Annotated in this window: 11 protein-coding genes; 2 read left to right on the forward strand and 9 right to left on the reverse strand. The window is 68.1% G+C overall.

What is annotated here, in order from left to right; genetic code table 11:
- From addA to tsaE, 5 genes are read right to left on the reverse strand one after another with little or no spacing between them, the layout of a single operon-like run.
- A complete protein-coding gene (addA, locus tag BKM74_RS01855) occupies window positions 1–3,456 on the reverse strand; it encodes a double-strand break repair helicase AddA (protein WP_086463982.1) in 3,456 nt (1,151 codons plus the stop codon).
- Entirely contained in the window at window positions 3,453–6,458 is a 3,006-nt protein-coding gene (addB, locus tag BKM74_RS01860; protein ID WP_086463983.1) for a double-strand break repair protein AddB, read from the reverse strand. The genes addA and addB overlap by 4 nt, the downstream gene beginning before the upstream one ends.
- Complete coding sequence (locus tag BKM74_RS01865; RefSeq protein WP_086463984.1) at window positions 6,458–7,198, reverse strand: nucleotidyltransferase family protein; 741 nt, start codon at window positions 7,196–7,198, stop codon at window positions 6,458–6,460. Before BKM74_RS01865 ends, addB begins: the two co-directional genes overlap by 1 nt.
- Window positions 7,195–8,220 (reverse strand): aminoglycoside phosphotransferase family protein, encoded by a 1,026-nt coding sequence (locus BKM74_RS01870; RefSeq protein WP_086463985.1) that lies wholly within the window; start codon window positions 8,218–8,220, stop codon window positions 7,195–7,197. The genes BKM74_RS01865 and BKM74_RS01870 overlap by 4 nt, the downstream gene beginning before the upstream one ends.
- Complete coding sequence (tsaE, locus tag BKM74_RS01875) at window positions 8,217–8,696, reverse strand: tRNA (adenosine(37)-N6)-threonylcarbamoyltransferase complex ATPase subunit type 1 TsaE (protein WP_086463986.1); 480 nt, start codon at window positions 8,694–8,696, stop codon at window positions 8,217–8,219. The genes BKM74_RS01870 and tsaE overlap by 4 nt, the downstream gene beginning before the upstream one ends.
- Window positions 8,697–8,859: 163 nt before the next feature.
- Here tsaE and BKM74_RS01880 point away from each other — a divergent pair, with 163 nt between their 5' ends.
- Window positions 8,860–9,882, forward strand: a complete 1,023-nt coding sequence (locus BKM74_RS01880) for an NAD(P)/FAD-dependent oxidoreductase (RefSeq protein WP_086463987.1) — start codon at window positions 8,860–8,862, stop codon at window positions 9,880–9,882.
- On the opposite strand, the gene BKM74_RS01885 is transcribed toward BKM74_RS01880, so the two are convergent.
- The 4 genes from BKM74_RS01885 to BKM74_RS01900 all read right to left on the reverse strand — a co-directional run bounded on the left by BKM74_RS01885 (window position 9,879) and on the right by BKM74_RS01900 (window position 14,860).
- On the reverse strand, window positions 9,879–11,828 hold the full coding sequence (locus BKM74_RS01885) for a sensor histidine kinase (RefSeq protein WP_086463988.1): 1,950 nt from the start codon (window positions 11,826–11,828) through the stop codon (window positions 9,879–9,881). The two genes, BKM74_RS01880 and BKM74_RS01885, sit on opposite strands and share 4 nt — an antisense overlap.
- A gap of 53 nt (window positions 11,829–11,881) precedes the next feature.
- Complete coding sequence (locus BKM74_RS01890; protein WP_086463989.1) at window positions 11,882–13,492, reverse strand: phosphoenolpyruvate carboxykinase; 1,611 nt, start codon at window positions 13,490–13,492, stop codon at window positions 11,882–11,884.
- Between the two features lie 110 nt (window positions 13,493–13,602).
- Window positions 13,603–14,397 (reverse strand): HugZ family pyridoxamine 5'-phosphate oxidase, encoded by a 795-nt coding sequence (locus BKM74_RS01895; protein WP_086463990.1) that lies wholly within the window; start codon window positions 14,395–14,397, stop codon window positions 13,603–13,605.
- Window positions 14,375–14,860, reverse strand: coding sequence for a copper chaperone PCu(A)C (locus tag BKM74_RS01900; RefSeq protein WP_086463991.1), 486 nt, complete (start codon window positions 14,858–14,860; stop codon window positions 14,375–14,377). Before BKM74_RS01900 ends, BKM74_RS01895 begins: the two co-directional genes overlap by 23 nt.
- A 259-nt stretch (window positions 14,861–15,119) precedes the next feature.
- Here BKM74_RS01900 and BKM74_RS01905 point away from each other — a divergent pair, with 259 nt between their 5' ends.
- Complete coding sequence (locus BKM74_RS01905; RefSeq protein WP_086464245.1) at window positions 15,120–15,818, forward strand: response regulator transcription factor; 699 nt, start codon at window positions 15,120–15,122, stop codon at window positions 15,816–15,818.
- The last annotated feature ends 110 nt before the right edge of the window (window positions 15,819–15,928 follow it).

Consider the following 15,928-nt stretch of genomic DNA (forward strand, 5'->3'; position numbering starts at 1 on the left):
TCAGGGTTGGTGTCTCGCCAGAAGATCATCCGGCAATTCCATGAGACGCGGACCGTCTGTCCAAAGTAAGGCGCAGCGCACCGGCCGTCCGGGATAGATCGCCGCCAGCGCCGCCTGATAGCAGGCCATCTGCCGCAGATAGACCGGGGACACATCGGCCACGGCAAGCGGCGGCGGCCGGTTGGTCTTGTAGTCGATCACCAGCACTTCCGATTCCGTTACCAGCAGCCGGTCGATCTGGCCGGAAATCACCACCGCATCCGTGCCCGTGCCGATGCGACCGACCACCGGCACCTCGGCGACGGAGCCGGGGCCGAAAATGGCACCGAAGGCGGGATCGTCGAGCACGGCAAGCGCCTCGGCGGCATAGGCTTCGGCATCGCCCGGCCGCAGCCCATGCACCGGGCGCTCCAGGAAGTGCCGCGCCGCCTCCGCCCGGCGTCCGGCCGGCAGTTCCGGCAATATCTGCAGCAGCCGGTGGATCAGCGTGCCGCGCTTGAAGCGCGCGGCCTCGGCCATCGCCTCTTCGCCGAGCGGGGAGCGTACGGACGGCTCCTCGCCGCTCGGCCGCGACGGCGCCAGCGGCCGCGAGGGGGTCGGTTCCGGCGCCGGCGGCATGGTCGCCCAGGCTTCCGGTGCTATCGGCTGCAGCGGCGGGCGGTGCGGCTTTTCCGCGATCGTCACTCTGGCGCTCTGCGGGTTGGTGCGTAGCCGGCCTTTGGCATCCGGGGCGATGAAGCCGCAATCGAGCTCCTCGCCCTCGGCCAGCATCGCCTGCTCGACCAGCCGGTACCAGCATTCGTCCGCAGTCGCGTTGCGGGTCTCCCAGCCGCAGACCACCAGACGATCTTCGGCGCGGGTCAGGGCGACATAGAGCAGCCGGCGATATTCCTCCATCTGCCGTCGGCGGGCATCGTCCCGCGCCGCCCCGGCCACCTCGTCGTCGCTACCCCGGTTCGGCGACCACAGCATCAATCCACCCTGCGGGTCGTCGCGGGTCCACAGCAGCGGCGGGATGTCCTGCGAACGCGGCATCGCCACACTGTCGGGCAGGATGACGATGGGCGCCTGCAGGCCCTTGGCGCCATGTACGGTCATTACGCGCACCTCGTCGCGCCCGGCCTCTAGGTCGCGCTTGATGTCGCCGCTGGCGGCACGCAGCCAGGCGAGGAAACCCTGCAGGCTCGGCACATGCTCGCGCTCGTAGAGCAGGGCGGCGGACAGGAATTCGTCGATCGGGTCGTCGGCCTCATAGCCCAGCCGGCCGATCAGCTTTTCCCGTCCCTTGCCCTGGCCCAGAATCTCGGCATAGAGCTCATAGGGCCGCACGAAATCGACCCGCGCCAGCAGCGCCGCCAGGATCGTCGCGGCCTGCTGTGCCCAGCCCTGCGGTGCGGCCTGCAGCGCTGCCCACAGGCTGCCGCTGCGGTTCCAGGCGATCTCGAACAGCTGGTCCTCGGTCAGCCCGACCAGCGGCCCTTTCAGCACCGTGGCCAGCGTCAGATTGTCCTCCGGCAGCAGCAGGAAATCGCCCAGCGCCATCAGATCCATGACCGCCATCTGTTCGGTCAGCACCATGCGGTCGATGCCGGCAACCGGCACTTCCAGCGCCTTCAGCTGGCGCACCAGCTCCTCGACGAAGCCGCCGCGCCGGCGCACCAGCACCAGAATGTCGCCAGCGCGCACCGTGCGGCCCTTGGCCGGCAGATCCTCCGTGCCGATCCAGCCGGCGATGCGTTCCGCGATGATCCGCGCCAGCCTGCCGGACGGCGAATCGCCGGGGCGGACGACGACCGGCAGAGGCCAGGGTTCCAGCGTCTGGCGCGGCTCCGGCGCGATCAGAGGCCACAGCTCGACGCGTCCGGCCTGGCCCGTGCGATAGACCAGATGTTCCAGCGCCTCGCCTGGCTCGATGACGCCGTGACGGGCGGGGTCGGCGTTGAACACGCTATCGACCAGCCCCAGCACCGCCTGGGTCGAGCGGAAGGAAGTGGTGAGCCCGACCTCGGCCCAGTCTTTGCCGGCCAGGCTGGCGCGCTCCCGGAAGCTGGCGCGCATGCGGATGAATTCCGCCCGTTCGGCGCGCTGGAAACTGTAGATCGACTGCTTCACATCGCCGACCGCGAAGATGGTGCGCACCTGTTCCCGCGCGCCCAGCCCGGCGAAGAATTCGTCGGTCAGCGCCTCGATCAGCTCCCACTGTTCCGGGTTGGTGTCCTGCGCTTCGTCGATCAGCACATGGTCGATGCCGCCATCCAGCTTGTAGAGCACCCAGGCGGCCACGCCCTCGCCGCCATGCAGCAGGTCGCGGGTGGCGAGAATCAGATCGTCATAGTCCAGCAGCGCGCGCGATTCCTTCACCCGCGCATAGAGGGCCAGCATCTCGGCGCCCAGCCGCAGCAGCGCCGCAGTCGATGCCGCGACCCGCAGCGCGCGCAGCTTGCCGTCCAGCCGCAGTAGCCGTTCGATCTCCTGCTCGAAGATGCCCAGAATAGCGGGGAAGCTGTCGGTGACGGCCTTGGTTGCCAGCCGGCTGCGTACCTCGCCCTCCTTGGTGAAAAAGGCGAGGCGATAGGCGGCGTACCGTGCTGTCCGTTCGGCGGGATGGGCAAGGAATTCGTCGATCAGCGCCGCCCGGTCCTTGTCGGTCTTGCTGCCCTGCGCCAGCGCCTCCATGGCGCGCTTCAGCCCGGCGCCGTCGAAGGCAGCGTCACGGCAGGCGGCGGCGATGGCCTGGTCCTCGGTCTCGCCGGCCGTGACACCGATGCGGGCATTGATCGCCGCCACCAGCCCGTCCAGCCCGCCATGCTTCGCCAGCAGTCGCGTAAGCCGGCCGCGCTCCCCGGTCAGCGCGTCCATCAGCGCGCCGAACGTCTCCTCGCCGGCACGCCTTGTGACCGCATCCAGCGCCTCCGCGAGGGCGGCGTCCCTGCCGTCGCGGGCCTTTGTCAGCATGCGGTCGCGTGCCGCCAGCAGCAATTCGCGGGCAGTCTGCTCGTCCATTACCTCGAAATGCGGGGCGATGCCGGCCTCCAGCGGGAAGCGCCGCAGCAGCGCCTGGCAGAAGGCGTGGATGGTTTGGATCTTCAGCCCGCCCGGTGTGTCCAGCACCTGTGCGAACAGCCGGCGCGCCCGGGTCATGCGCTCCGCGTCCGGCAGGTCGCCGGTCAGTGCCGCCAGCCTGTCGGCAAGGGCGTCATCCGGCATGACCGCCCAGCCGGCCAGCACGGTGTTCAGCCGGTTCGCCATCTCCGCCGCCGCCGCCTTGGTAAAGGTGAGGCAGAGCAGCCGTTCCGGCTTCGTGTCGCCCAGCAGCAGGCGCAGCACCCGGTCGGTCAGCACCTTGGTCTTGCCGGTGCCGGCTGAGGCACCGACCCAGACCGAGGTTTCGGGGTGCGAGGCGCTGCGCTGTGCGTCAGCGGGATTGGGGGCGGGGGTGGGAAGGACGGTGGTCATGCGCCATCCTCCCCACCATTGCCGGACCATTCCTTCACCCGCGCCAGATGCAGATAATCGCTGTAGCGCGGTGCGGAGTCCGGGTCGGGCCGGGAGATATAGGGCGTGGCCGGGTCGTCATAGGCCTGGATCAGCCGTTCCAGCCCGTCGCGCGCGGCCTCGGTCACCGCCGCGATGTCTTTGGCCGGCCGGGCGATCTCGCCGGGCGGCTCGCCGCCCGACAGCCGCCAATAGGCCAGCTCCGATACCGGTGCGGCGGCAATGCCGGGGAAGCCGCCGCGCCCGGCGATCAGCGCCTCCAGTGGTAATTGCGGCGCGTGACCGCTCTCCACCTCGGCGGGTTTCGGCGGCTGGCCGGTCTTGTAGTCGATCAGCGCCAGCGTGCCGTCGTTCAGACGGTCGATGCGGTCGGCCTTGGCCGACAGGGTGACATCGCCGCCGGCAAAGCCGGCCAGCGTGATTTCGCCGCGCAGCTCGGTCTCGGTGCCGGCGAGGATCGCACGGCGCGCACTCTCCTCGGTGACGAACCAGCGCGCCAGCCGCCCGAATCGCGGCCACCAGAACGCCCAGACGCCGGGCCGGTCGAGCGCCTCGGCGAACACCTCCCGGCCAATGGCGAGCAGCCTTTCCAGCGCGTCTGGCGGCAGCGTGCTCGGATGCTCCTTCAGGAAGCGTTCCAGCGCCTTATGGATGATGGTGCCGCGCTCGGCCGCGCCCGGATCGTCGTCAATCGGGTCGAGCGCGCGCAGCTTCAGTATCTTCGACGCATAGATGCCATAGGGGTCGCGCATCAGCGTCTCGACCTCGGTGACCGAGAATTTGCGGGGCCGTGCCGCCAGCGGCGGGGCCGGCGCCGGCCGGACAGCCGGGGCGATGGCGCCTGGCCGGTCGATGGCTGCCCACCAGCCACGCCACCGTGCCTCCTCCTGGCGCAGGGTCGGGGCCGCCTCGCCCAGCACCGTGTCCAGCCGCAGCAGCCAGCGCGACGGCACGGTCGGCGCGCCCTCCTGCTTTTCGGCGCGGGTCAGCACGATCTCCGGCGCACCGAAGGCTTGCGCGAAATCATGCGCCGACAGGCCGATGCGGTGTTCCGGCAGCGGCAGGCCGAAGCTGGCGCGCATCGGGCGGCTCATCCAGGGGTCGGAGCCGGCCTCGGGCGGCCACACACCTTCGTTCAGTCCGCCCAGCACCAGCAGATCGGCCTGCTGCAGGCGGGCCTCCAGCGGTCCCCAGATCGACAGGCGCGGATGGCTGGACTGGCGCGGCCGTACCACCCGGCCAGCAAGCAGGCTGTCCAGCAAGGCCGGATAGAGCGCCGGCTCGACGGTGCCAAGCACGTCCCCGGCATCGCGCAGATCGGCCAGGAAGTTCGCCGCATTCTCGCCGGCCTCGCCGCGCCAGAGGCGCACCGGCCCCGGTTCCTCGTCGCTTTCCGCCAGCGCTTCGGCGAAGCGGCCATGGGTTTCCAGCAGCTCGGCCAGCGGGACGGCGGGCTGGTCGATCAGCGCCGCGAAGGGTGCCAGCATGGCTTCCAGCCGGTCGAGCCAGGGCAGCAGCTGGGCGCGCACCCGGTCCAGATCGCGGCCGGTACGGTCCTGCAGTTCGGCCAGGCTGTGCAGCAGCGCTTGGCGCGTGCCGCCGATGCCTTCGGCCGGGCGTGGGCCGCGCAGCGCGTACATTTCCAGCTGGCGCAGGCAGCGCCGGAAGTCGCCGGTTCCCATGCCGCCAGAGGCCAGCGGATGTTTCAGCGCCGCCAGCAGCGGCAGCGGCGCCGCGCGCTCGACCGCCAGTGCGGCGGTCAGGCGCAGGAACTCGCCGGGCGGGGTCTGCGCCAGCGGTACGCCGGCGGAATCGTCGACCGCGATGTCCCAGCGCGCCAGCTCGGCGGCGACACGGCGGGCCAGCGCCCGGTCCGGCGTGACCAGTGCCGCCGTGCGTTCCGGTGTCTCAAGCGCCTGGCGCAGCAGCAGCGCGATCACGCCCGCCTCCTCCTGCGCGGTGGCGCAGTCGATGCGGCGGATGCCGGCAAGGCCGGGCGCATCGAAGGGGGCGACCTGCCGCCAGGCCTCGGTCGTTGCTGCCGGGCGCAGCGCCTCGGCGACCAGCCGGTCGCGCGAGGTCGGGAATGTGGCGGTCCAGTCGGCGACCTGCCCGCGGGGGACGCCGAGATGGCGCAGCAGCCGGGCCAGGCTGAATTGCGGATGGCTTTCGTCGGTCTCGATCTGCTGCCAGGTGGCATCGTCGCTCAGGCCGTCGAGGCCGGGCAGCACCACCATGCCCTGCGGCAGGCCGGCGACCACTTCCAGCAGGTCGCGGGTCGCCGGGATACTGCCGGTGGTGCCGGCGGCGATCACCGGGAAGCCGGGCGGGCTGGCGCGCCAGAGCGCACCTTGCGCGTCCAGCAGCCGGTTGCGCCGCTCCGCCGGGTCCAGCGCGCCATATTCTTCCAGCAGCTTGGGCCAGGCCTCAGTGACGATGCGCAGGAAATCCAGCGTGATCTGCCAGTGTTGCGCATATTCCGCCGGCACCAGCCCGGCCAGCTTGTCGAAGGACAGCCGCTCGGTCTGCACCTGATCGAGCAGCCGCGCCAGTTCGGCTGCCAGCCTTATCGCCTGGTCCGGGCGGCGCGGCCCATCCTCCAGCCGCTCGCCCAGCTTCAGGATCAGGCGGGAGAGCAGCAATTGCCGCTGAAGCGACGGGATTGCCGGCGGGATGTCGGCTGCGGGGCCGCCCGGTGCCTCCGCCTCGCCCTGCATCTCGATCTCGTCGGCATCCAGGTCGCCCAGCGGCATCATGCGCGGCAGCAGCAGCGGCCTGCCGTCGGACAGCCGCAGGAAGGCCTCGCGCAGGGCGCGGCCGCCGCGCCGGGTCGGCACCAGGATCAGCATGCGCGACAGGGCCAGCGGATCGCCGCCGGCCCGCGCCATCAGCCCGGCGGCCAGCGCGTCGGCGAAACCGGCGCCGGCGGGGATGGAGAAGACGGAAGGCGGGGTCGCCGCCATCACACCATTTTCAGCGTATGGCCGGCGAGGAAGGCGTCCTCGGTGGCCGGAATGTCTTCCGGGGTGCTGACGTGATACCACATGCCGTCATGCACCATGCCGTGCAGCCGCCCGGCCTCCGCCGCCTTGTCATAGAGCAGGTTCAGCGAGAACGGGCCGTCCGGCGCGCCTTCGAACAGGCGCGGATGCAGCATCTGCACACCCATATAGGCGAAGGGCACGACTTCCTGCTCCTTTCGGCGGCGGATGCTGGTGCCGGGCTGCGCGAAGAAATCGCCGGTGCCGCGATAGCCCAGCGCGCCATGGGTCGGGAACAGCATCAGCAGGGCGTCCATCGCCGCATCGTCCCAGAGATTGGCCAGCCTTTCCAGTGCCGGGGACAGGCTGTTCAGCCACAGGCTGTCGCCATTGGCGACGATGAAAGGGGTGTCGCCGAAATGCGGCAAGGCGCGTTTCACGCCGCCGCCGGTATCCAGCAGCTCTTCCTCGCGGGAAATCTCGATCAGGGGTGTCTTGCGCTGTGCCAGATGCGCTTCCAGCGCCTCGGCCTTCCACCAGCTGTTCACCACCACGGTCTCAATGCCGGCCTCCTCCATCCGGTCCAGCGCGTAGTCGATCAGCGGTCGTCCGGCAATCGCTGTCATCGGCTTCGGGATGGTTTCGGTGATCGGGCGCATCCGTCTTCCCTCGCCGGCAGCCAGGATCATCCCAGCCTTTGGAACGGATTGGGGCGTCTTCATGCCGGTGTCTCCGGTGTCGTGCGGATGGCGGGCGGAATCGCGGCATCGAGCCAGGTGCTGAGCGGTGCCAGGTCGGGATGGTCGAGATCGCGGGCGATCAGCCGCCACAGCCGCGGAATATGGGTGAGATAGCGGTGCTTGCCGTCGCGCCGCGACAGCCGGGTGAAGATGCCGACGATCTTCATGCTGCGCTGCGCGCCCATGATCCGGCAGGAGAGGTCCAGCGCCGCCGGGTCGATCTCCGGGAAGGCGGCGGCGTAGCGTGCGAGCATCGCGGCGGCGAGGGCGGGCGGCACGTCGCGCCTTGCATCTTCCAGCAGCGAAACCAGATCGTAGGTCACCGGCCCGATCACCGCATCCTGGAAATCCAGCAGCCCCAGCCCTCGCGGCCCGTCGCCGGGCTGTATGCCCGGCAGCAGCATCAGATTATCGACATGATAGTCGCGCAGCACCAGCGTCTGTGGCACCTGCCGGGCCAGCGCCAGCAGCGGCGTCAGCGCCCCGGTCAGGCCGGCGCGGGCGGCCTCGATATCCGCCTCGGGCGCCACCGCCGGCAGATACCAGTCGGTCAGCAGATGGGCTTCGCGCAGCAACAGCGCATCATCATAGGGCGGCAGGGCGATGGAGGCGGCGTCGGCATGCCGGTGTAGCCCGATCAGCAGGTCCAGCGCATCGCGATAGAGCGGCTCTTCCGGCGCGCCGTCCGCCAGCGCGCGGGTGAAGGTGGTGTCGCCGAAATCCTCCAGCAGCAGCAGGCCGGCCTGCTCGTCGCGGGCCAGGATGCGCGGTGCGCGCTGGCCAAGCCGCAGCAGATGCTCGGCCACGGCGAGGAAGGGGCGGACATCCTCCAGCGGCGGCGGTGCATCCATCAGCATCGCGGTTTCCGAACCGCGCGTAAGCCTTGCATAGCGCCGGAACGAGGCATCGCCTGGCAGCCAGAAAAGGGCGGAATCCTGCCAGCCGGCGCCGGCGAGAAAGCCGGATATCAGGCCGGTCCGGGAGGCGTCCTGAACAGCCGTCATAGGGCCAGCCCCTTCAGCCGGTCCGGCCAGTCGCCGCCACCCGAGAGCGTGGCGCGGCGGCCATCGCCGGCGTGCGACAATGCGATTTCCAGCCGGCGCGCCGGCATATAGGGGCCCAGCCGTTCCGGCCATTCGATCAGCGAGACCGCTTCGGCGAAGGCATCCTCGATGCCCAGCTCGAAGGCCTCTTCCGGGTCTTCCAGCCGGTACAGGTCGAAGTGCCACAGCGACAGCGGCACGGAGTCGGCCTCGTAGGTCTGCACCAGGGTGAAGGTCGGGCTCGGCACCTCGGTGTCCGCGCCGAAAAGGGCGCGGATCAGGCCGCGCGCCAGCTCCGTCTTGCCGGCGCCCAGATCGCCGTGCAGCGCCACCACGTCGCCGGTCTTCAGCCGGGGCGCCAGACCCGCACCCAGCGCCTGCGTCGCTGCCGCGTCGGGCAGCGCGTATTCGGCGATGAGGGGAGATGAATCGGACACGCGGGCGATGCTTCCTGCGACACGGATCGTCGGTTCCGGTTGTAGCGGTGCAGGCTTCGATAGGCAACGGCGCGATAAGCCCCTTATCCGCCCGGGGTTGATATGCCGGGCGGCCCCGGCCATCTTTAGCGCCGCATTTCCAGGGAACAACGGTTCGAACGCCATGAGCACCCTTCACAAGACCGATGTCGCCATCATCGGCGCCGGGCCGGTCGGCCTGTTTGCCGTTTTCCAATGCGGCATGCTGGGGTTCCGCTGCCATGTGGTGGACTCGCTGGACGCGGTCGGCGGGCAATGCGTGGCGCTCTATCCGGAAAAGCCGATCTACGACATTCCCGGGTATCCCACCATCGACGCGGCGGACCTGATCGTGAAGCTGGAACAGCAGGCCGCGCCCTTCGCGCCGGTGTTCCATCTGGGCCAGCAGGCGACCGGGATGGAAAGGCTGCCAGACGGCGGCTGGCGGCTGACCACCTCCACCGGGACGGTGATCGAGGCGGGGGCGGTGATTGTCGCCGCCGGTGCCGGCGCCTTCGGTCCGAACCGGCCGCCGATCCCCGGCATCGAGGCCTATGAGGGCCGTTCGGTGCATTACATGGTAAAGCGGCGGGAGGATTTCCGGGGCAAGCGCGTGGTGATTGCCGGCGGTGGCGATTCCGCGGTGGACTGGGCGTTGTCGCTGTCCGAGATCGCCAGGGTCATGGTGGTGCATCGCCGGCCGAAATTCCGCGCCGCCTTCGAGAATGTCTGCCGGCTGGAGCAGCTGCATGCCGAGGGCGTGCTGGAACTGGTCGTGCCCTATCAGCTGCACGGGCTGGAGGGGGCGGACGGGCGGATCGAGGCGGTCACTGTCGCCACGCTGGAAGGCACGGTACGGCGGCTGGAGGCGGATGCGCTGCTGGCCTTCTTTGGCCTGTCCACCGATCTGGGGCCGATTGCGGGGTGGGGGCTGGATCTGGAGCGGCACCACATCGCCGTCGATCCCGCCAGCATGGTGACCAGCCAGCCTGGCATCTTCGCCATCGGCGACGTGAACGCCTATCCCGGCAAGCTGAAGCTGATCCTGACCGGATTCGCCGAGGCGGCCCTGGCGGCGCATGCGATCCATCCGATCCTGCGGCCCGATACCGCCCTGCATTTCGAATATTCGACGACTCGGGGCGTGCCTGGCGGGGTTCCCGCTTAACCGGCGGCCTCGTCCTGCAGCGGGGGTTTTTCGTCGCCGGGCAGGCGGATGGTGACGATTGTGCCCCGGTCGATTTCGGAGGCCAGCTCGATCTGGCCGCCATGCATCTCGATCAGGCTTTTCACCAGCGACAGGCCGAGGCCCGCGCCGGTATCGCGCTGATTGCGGCCGCGCTCGAACTTGCCGAACACGCGTTCCTGGTCGCGGGCGGCAATGCCGACGCCCGAATCGGTGACGGAAATCACAAGCGCATCGCCGTCGCGCCGGGCGTCCAGCTGCACCGTTCCGCCAGCGGGGGTAAATTTCTGCGCGTTGCTGATGATGTTGAACAGCGCCTGTTTCAGCCGCCGCCCGTCCGCCCGGATGGTGCCGATCCCGTCCGGGCATTCCAGACTCATCTGCAGATTGCGCGTGCGCGCGGCCTCGGTGCTCAATGTCATCAGCGAGTCCACCATCTCGCGCACATCGACCTCTTCCAGCTCCAGCGTCATGTAGCCGGCCTCGATGCTGGCGAGGTCGAGAATATCGTTCACCAGCGAGATCAGCCGCTGCGAGGAGGACAGGATGGCCTGGCTGTATTCGCGCTGGCGCTCGTTCAGCGGGCCAAAATAGCCCTGGTCGAGGATTTCCGAGAAGCCGACGATGGCGTTGAGCGGCGTGCGCAGCTCGTAGGAGACATTGGCGACGAATTCGTTCTTCAGCCGGTCGGCCTCCTCCAGCGCCTCGTTGCGCTCCAGCAGGGCGCGTTCGACGCGATAGGAATCGGTGACGTCGAGATAGGAGAACAGGGTCGCGCCGTCGGGCAGCGGTACATGGGCATAATCGATGGCCGTGCCATCGACGCGGATCAGGCGCTCGGTCCAGCTCCGCCGTTCGCCCAGCCGTTCGATCTCCTTGCTCCTGTGGGCCTCCCAGGAGTCGAAGCTGTGCAGCGGCCGGGTCATTTCCAGGAAATCGGCATAATGCGGCTGCTGGTCGAGCTGATCGGCCGGCAATTGCCAGATCCGGGCATAGGCCGGGTTCCACAGCTTCAGCCGGGCGTCGCCGCCATACACGGCGATGCCTTCGTAAAGATTGTCCAGCGTCTCGCGCTGCACCGCATTCAGCGTGTTGAAGTTGCGTTCCAGCGCCAGCCGGTCGGTCACATCCTCGTCGGCGAACACCAGCCCGCCGAACGGATGCGGGGCGGTCACCCGGCGGATCGTGCGCTCGTCAGGCAGATGCAGCAGTTCTTCCTCGGGATCGAGCAACGAGGTGATACGGCGCTCGATGGCGCGCACCATCACCTTGAAATCGGTTACCTCCGGCAGCCAGCGACGTTCGCGCAGCGCATCCATCACCTCGGCGATGGACGGTTCGCTGGACAGGAAACGCTCGTCGAGGCCCCACAGGCTGGCATAGGCGGCATTAAAGAATTTCAGCCGCTTGTCGGGCCCGAAGATGCTGATCGCGACCTGCAGATTTTCCAGCACGGCGTCATGGGCGGCGATGTGCCGCTCAAGCTCCGCCTGGGCATTGTCCAGCGCGCTCGCATCGGTCAGATAGCCGATGGTCCCGGCGCCATCCTCGCGCGGCAATTCGGTAAATTCCAGCAGTGCGCGCTGCTCGCCGGTCGCGACATAGCGGCTGGCCGATTGCCGGTGCTCGCTGCGCCGTGCCCGGCGCACGAGGTCGGTGCCGGTATCGGTCGCGGACGGGCCGCCGATTTCCAGATCGCCGCCGCCGCCCGAGGCTTCCTGCAGCGCGCGGTAGGCCGGATTGGCCCAGGCGATGCGGCCCTCGCCATCGCGCCGCCACATCGGCACCGGCACGGCCTCGGCCACGGCCGCCACCTCGGCGGCGTCGCGCAGGGCGGCCAGCATCCGCTGCAGCCGAAGCTGCCGCCAGCCCAACAGCAGCAGGGCCAATAAAAGAATGCCGGCAATGGACCATGGAAACAGGTTCATGCCGGCACTCTAGAGTCTTTCTCGCTGTCGTGGAATCGCTGCGTTGCTGCCACTTACGCCGCGGCACGGACCCCGGCGGCGCGGACCTTCTCCGGCACATGGCTTTCGAACTGCTTGAAATTGGCCTCGAAGCGGCCGCGCAGATCGTGCGCGGTGCTGTCATAGGCGCCCTTGTCCGCCCAGGTCTGGCGCGGGTCGAGCACGTCCGTCGGTACGTCCGGGCAGTTCTCCGGCACCAGCAGGCCGAAATTCGGGTCCTGCCGCACGCCGGCCTGGGCCAGGGTGCCGTTCAGCGCGGCGGCCACCATGGCGCGGGTATAGGCGATCTTCATGCGCTCGCCGACGCCGGCCTTGCCGCCGCTCCAGCCGGTGTTCACCAGCCAGCATTTGGCGCCATGCTTGGCGATGCGGTCGCGCAGCATCTCGGCATAGACGATCGGGTGGCGCGGCATAAACGGGGCGCCGAAGCAGGTGGAGAAAGTGGCCTGTGGTTCGCTGCCCAGCCCCTTCTCGGTGCCGGCGACGCGCGCGGTGTAGCCGGACAGGAAGTGGTACATCGCCTGTTCCGGCGTCAGCTGGCTGATCGGCGGCAGCACGCCGAAGGCATCGGCGGTCAGCATCACGACATTGTCGGGATGGCCGCCGGTACCATCCAGGCTCATGTTCGGAATGAACTCGATGGGGTAGGAGGCGCGGGTGTTCTCGGTCAGGCTGGCATCGTCGAGATCGAGCTGCCGGGTTTCCGGATTGAACACCACATTCTCCAGGATGGTGCCGAAACGCTCGGTGGTGGCGTAGATCTCCGGCTCCGCCGCGCGCGACAGGCGGATTACCTTGGCGTAGCAGCCGCCCTCGAAATTGAACACGCCATTATCCGACCAGCCATGCTCGTCATCGCCGATCAGCGTGCGGGTGGAATCCGCCGACAGCGTGGTCTTGCCGGTGCCCGACAGGCCGAAGAAGATCGCCACATCGCCGCGCTGGCCGATATTGGCCGAACAATGCATCGGCAGCACGCCGCGCCCCGGCAGCAGGTAGTTCAGCAGGGTAAAGACCGATTTCTTGATCTCGCCGGCATAGGAGGTGCCGCCGATCAGCACGATCCGCTTCGCCATATCGACCAGGATGAAGGTTTCCGAGGCCAGGCCGTCGGCGGCGCCGCGGGCCATCAGGTTCGGCACGTTCAGGATGGTGAATTGCGGTTCGAAATGGGCCAGTTCCTCGCGCTTCGGCTGGATGAACATGTTGCGCGCGAACAGATTGTGCCAGGCGGTCTCGGTGACGACGCGCACCGGCAGCCGGTAGTCGGGATCGGCGCCAGCGAAGCAATCCTGCACGAAGACCTCGCGGTTCTGCAGGTAGGCGAGCGCCCGGTCCAGCATGATGTCGAACCGTGCCTGGTCGATCGGCTTGTTCACCTCGCCCCAGTTGATGTTGCCGCGCGAACCCGGCTCATCGACGAAGAACTTGTCCTTCGGCGCGCGCCCGGTGTGCTTGCCGGTATTGGTGATCAGAGCGCCGCCGGCGCCCAGCACGGCTTCGCCGCGCCGGATCGCCGCTTCGTACAGGGCTGCCGTGGCGAGGTTCCAGTGGGCGGCCTTGAGATTGACGAGGCCATGGGTGTCGAGGCCATGCTTGCTGGCCGGTGCACCGATGATCTGCACGGGTGGGGTCTCCTCCGATGGCTTTTTTTGTATGGCAACCGTAACGGCCACCATGAATTAGCGTTCCATAGACAGATAGCGGGCCGACGCGGCGGCGCGCAATCTTCTTGTCAGGAATGTTCGCTGTCGTCGGTGAGGAGGGTTGCTCGCGGTGTGGCACGGGCCCGCTGGACCAGCCGCACCAGCGCGGCGCGGGCGCTCCCGGCGTCGCCGACCGGGGCTTCGTCCCAATCCATGAAAGCCAGCCGGGCGACGGTGCCGGTGCGCCGCAGATCAACGCCTTCCGGGTCGATGCCGGTCATCCGCCAGCCCGTGCCATCGAGGCCCAGCAGCCGCGCGGCATAGAGCTCGAGCGCATCGGCATGGTCTGCGTTCATATGGGCGACGATCTCCGCCTCGGCGGCGGCCAGCGCAGCATGCGGTGTGGCATCGAACAGCAGCGCGCTGGAGTCGATCCAGTGAATCCGGCCGAAGCCGGCGACCAGATGGGCGCGTGTCACGTCCATGCGGTAGAGGCGGAAATCCGTGAAGCCGGCATAGAAGGATGCCGGGGGATGGCGGGCGATATAGCGCGCCAGCAGGGCATCGTCCTCGACGGGCGCGATGCGGCCCTGCAGGCTGACCCGCGCGCCGGTCAGCGGCTCATCGAGGCCGGCCGTGCCGTCGATCAGCAGCGAGGCGCGCGGGTCAGCCTGCAGGTTCTTCGTGTGGTCGGCAAGGTCGGACAGTAGCAGCAGGGGCTGTGCCGCGTGATCCAGCGCGATCATCACCAGCGAGGCGTAGGGCCAGCCCTCCGCGCCGTTCAAGGCTGTGGCCAGGACGGCGCGGTCGGCGGTGCGGATCAAGCGCCGGGCGGCGTCGCCCGGCGGCTCTTGCGACATGTCAGTGGGTGCGGACCTTGCCATGGTCCATCTTGCTGCCATCGGCGCCGATCGGCAGCACCTCGGCGGTGATTTTCACCGGCCCGGCATCGCGATAGATCAGCACCAGCTCGAAGCTGTCGCCGGGGACCAGCTGTTTCTTGAGGCCCATCAGCATGATGTGCAGCCCGCCCGGCTGGAACACGACCGGCGTGCCCGGCTCGACATCCACACCACCCTCGACGCGACGCATGCGCATCACGTTGTTTTCCATCAGATGGGTATGGATCTCGACGCGCTCGGCGACATCGGAGGCGACATCGAGCAGGCGGTCGGCCTTCGCCGTGTCGTTGGTCAGAATCATGTAGGCGGCGCCATTCTTGGCGCCGGGCGGGGTCGCGCGGGCCCAGACATTGGTGGCCTCCACATGATTGTGGTGGGCGACCGCCAGTGGCGGCACTGCCATCAGCGCAAGAACGAAAACCAGAAACCGGGGAACGAAACGCATGAATCACCATTAGTCTTGTCGTGGACAGCTATTTCGCAGAATTGCCGGAAATTTCGTGCCCGGCAATCGGTCAAAGCGCCGCATCGCGATCGGTTTATTTGGCGGGCTTTCTGGTAATTTTATGCGGGAATGCCTAAATCCGGTCATTATTATTGCGCAAAAGGCGGGACGCCGGACCGCTATCCCAGTATGGTCCGGCCCGGTATGGTCCGGTGCGCGCGTGCATGGCGGCGTGCATATCGAATAGGGGAGCATGACAGTGGCTCAAACGATCGCCTTGGTCGATGACGACCAGAATATCCTGACGTCGGTGCAGATGGCCCTGGAGGCCGAGGGCTTCGATGTGCGTGCCTATGCGGATGGCGAGGAGGCGCTGCTCGGGATCAGCCAGCGCCCGGTCGATCTGGCCGTGCTGGACATCAAGATGCCGCGCATGGATGGCATGGAGCTGCTGTCCAAGCTGCGCAAGAAGACGGCGATGCCGGTGATCTTCCTCACCTCGAAGGATGATGAGGTGGACGAGGTGCTGGGCCTGCGCATGGGGGCGGACGACTACATCACCAAGCCGTTCTCGCAGCGCCTGCTGATCGAGCGTATCCGCGCGCTGCTGCGCCGCCAGGAACTGGCGCAGGATACCGGCGACCAGAGCAAGGAGAATGTGGTCGTCCGCGGCGAGCTGGTGCTCGACCCGCGCCGCCACATGTGTACCTGGAAGGGCGGGCCGGTCAATCTGACGGTAACGGAATTCCTGATCCTGAAGGCGCTGTCGCAGCGCCCCGGCCATGTGAAGAGCCGCGACCAGCTGATGGATGCGGCCTATGGCGAATCGATCTATGTCGACGACCGTACCATCGACAGCCACATCAAGCGGCTGCGCAAGAAATTCAAGGTGGTGGACGACGATTTCCAGGAAATCGAGACGCTGTATGGTGTCGGCTACCGGTATCGCGAAAGCTGAACGCCGTTTCGGTGCGGCGGCATGGCGCGGCGGACCGGTAGGCTATGGGCAGACAAGACAGGCCGATGACGACGCAAGCGACGACGCCAGAAATGCCAGAAATAACGGAT

Source organism: Oceanibaculum nanhaiense, assembly GCF_002148795.1.
Classification (GTDB): Bacteria; Pseudomonadota; Alphaproteobacteria; order Oceanibaculales; family Oceanibaculaceae; genus Oceanibaculum; species Oceanibaculum nanhaiense.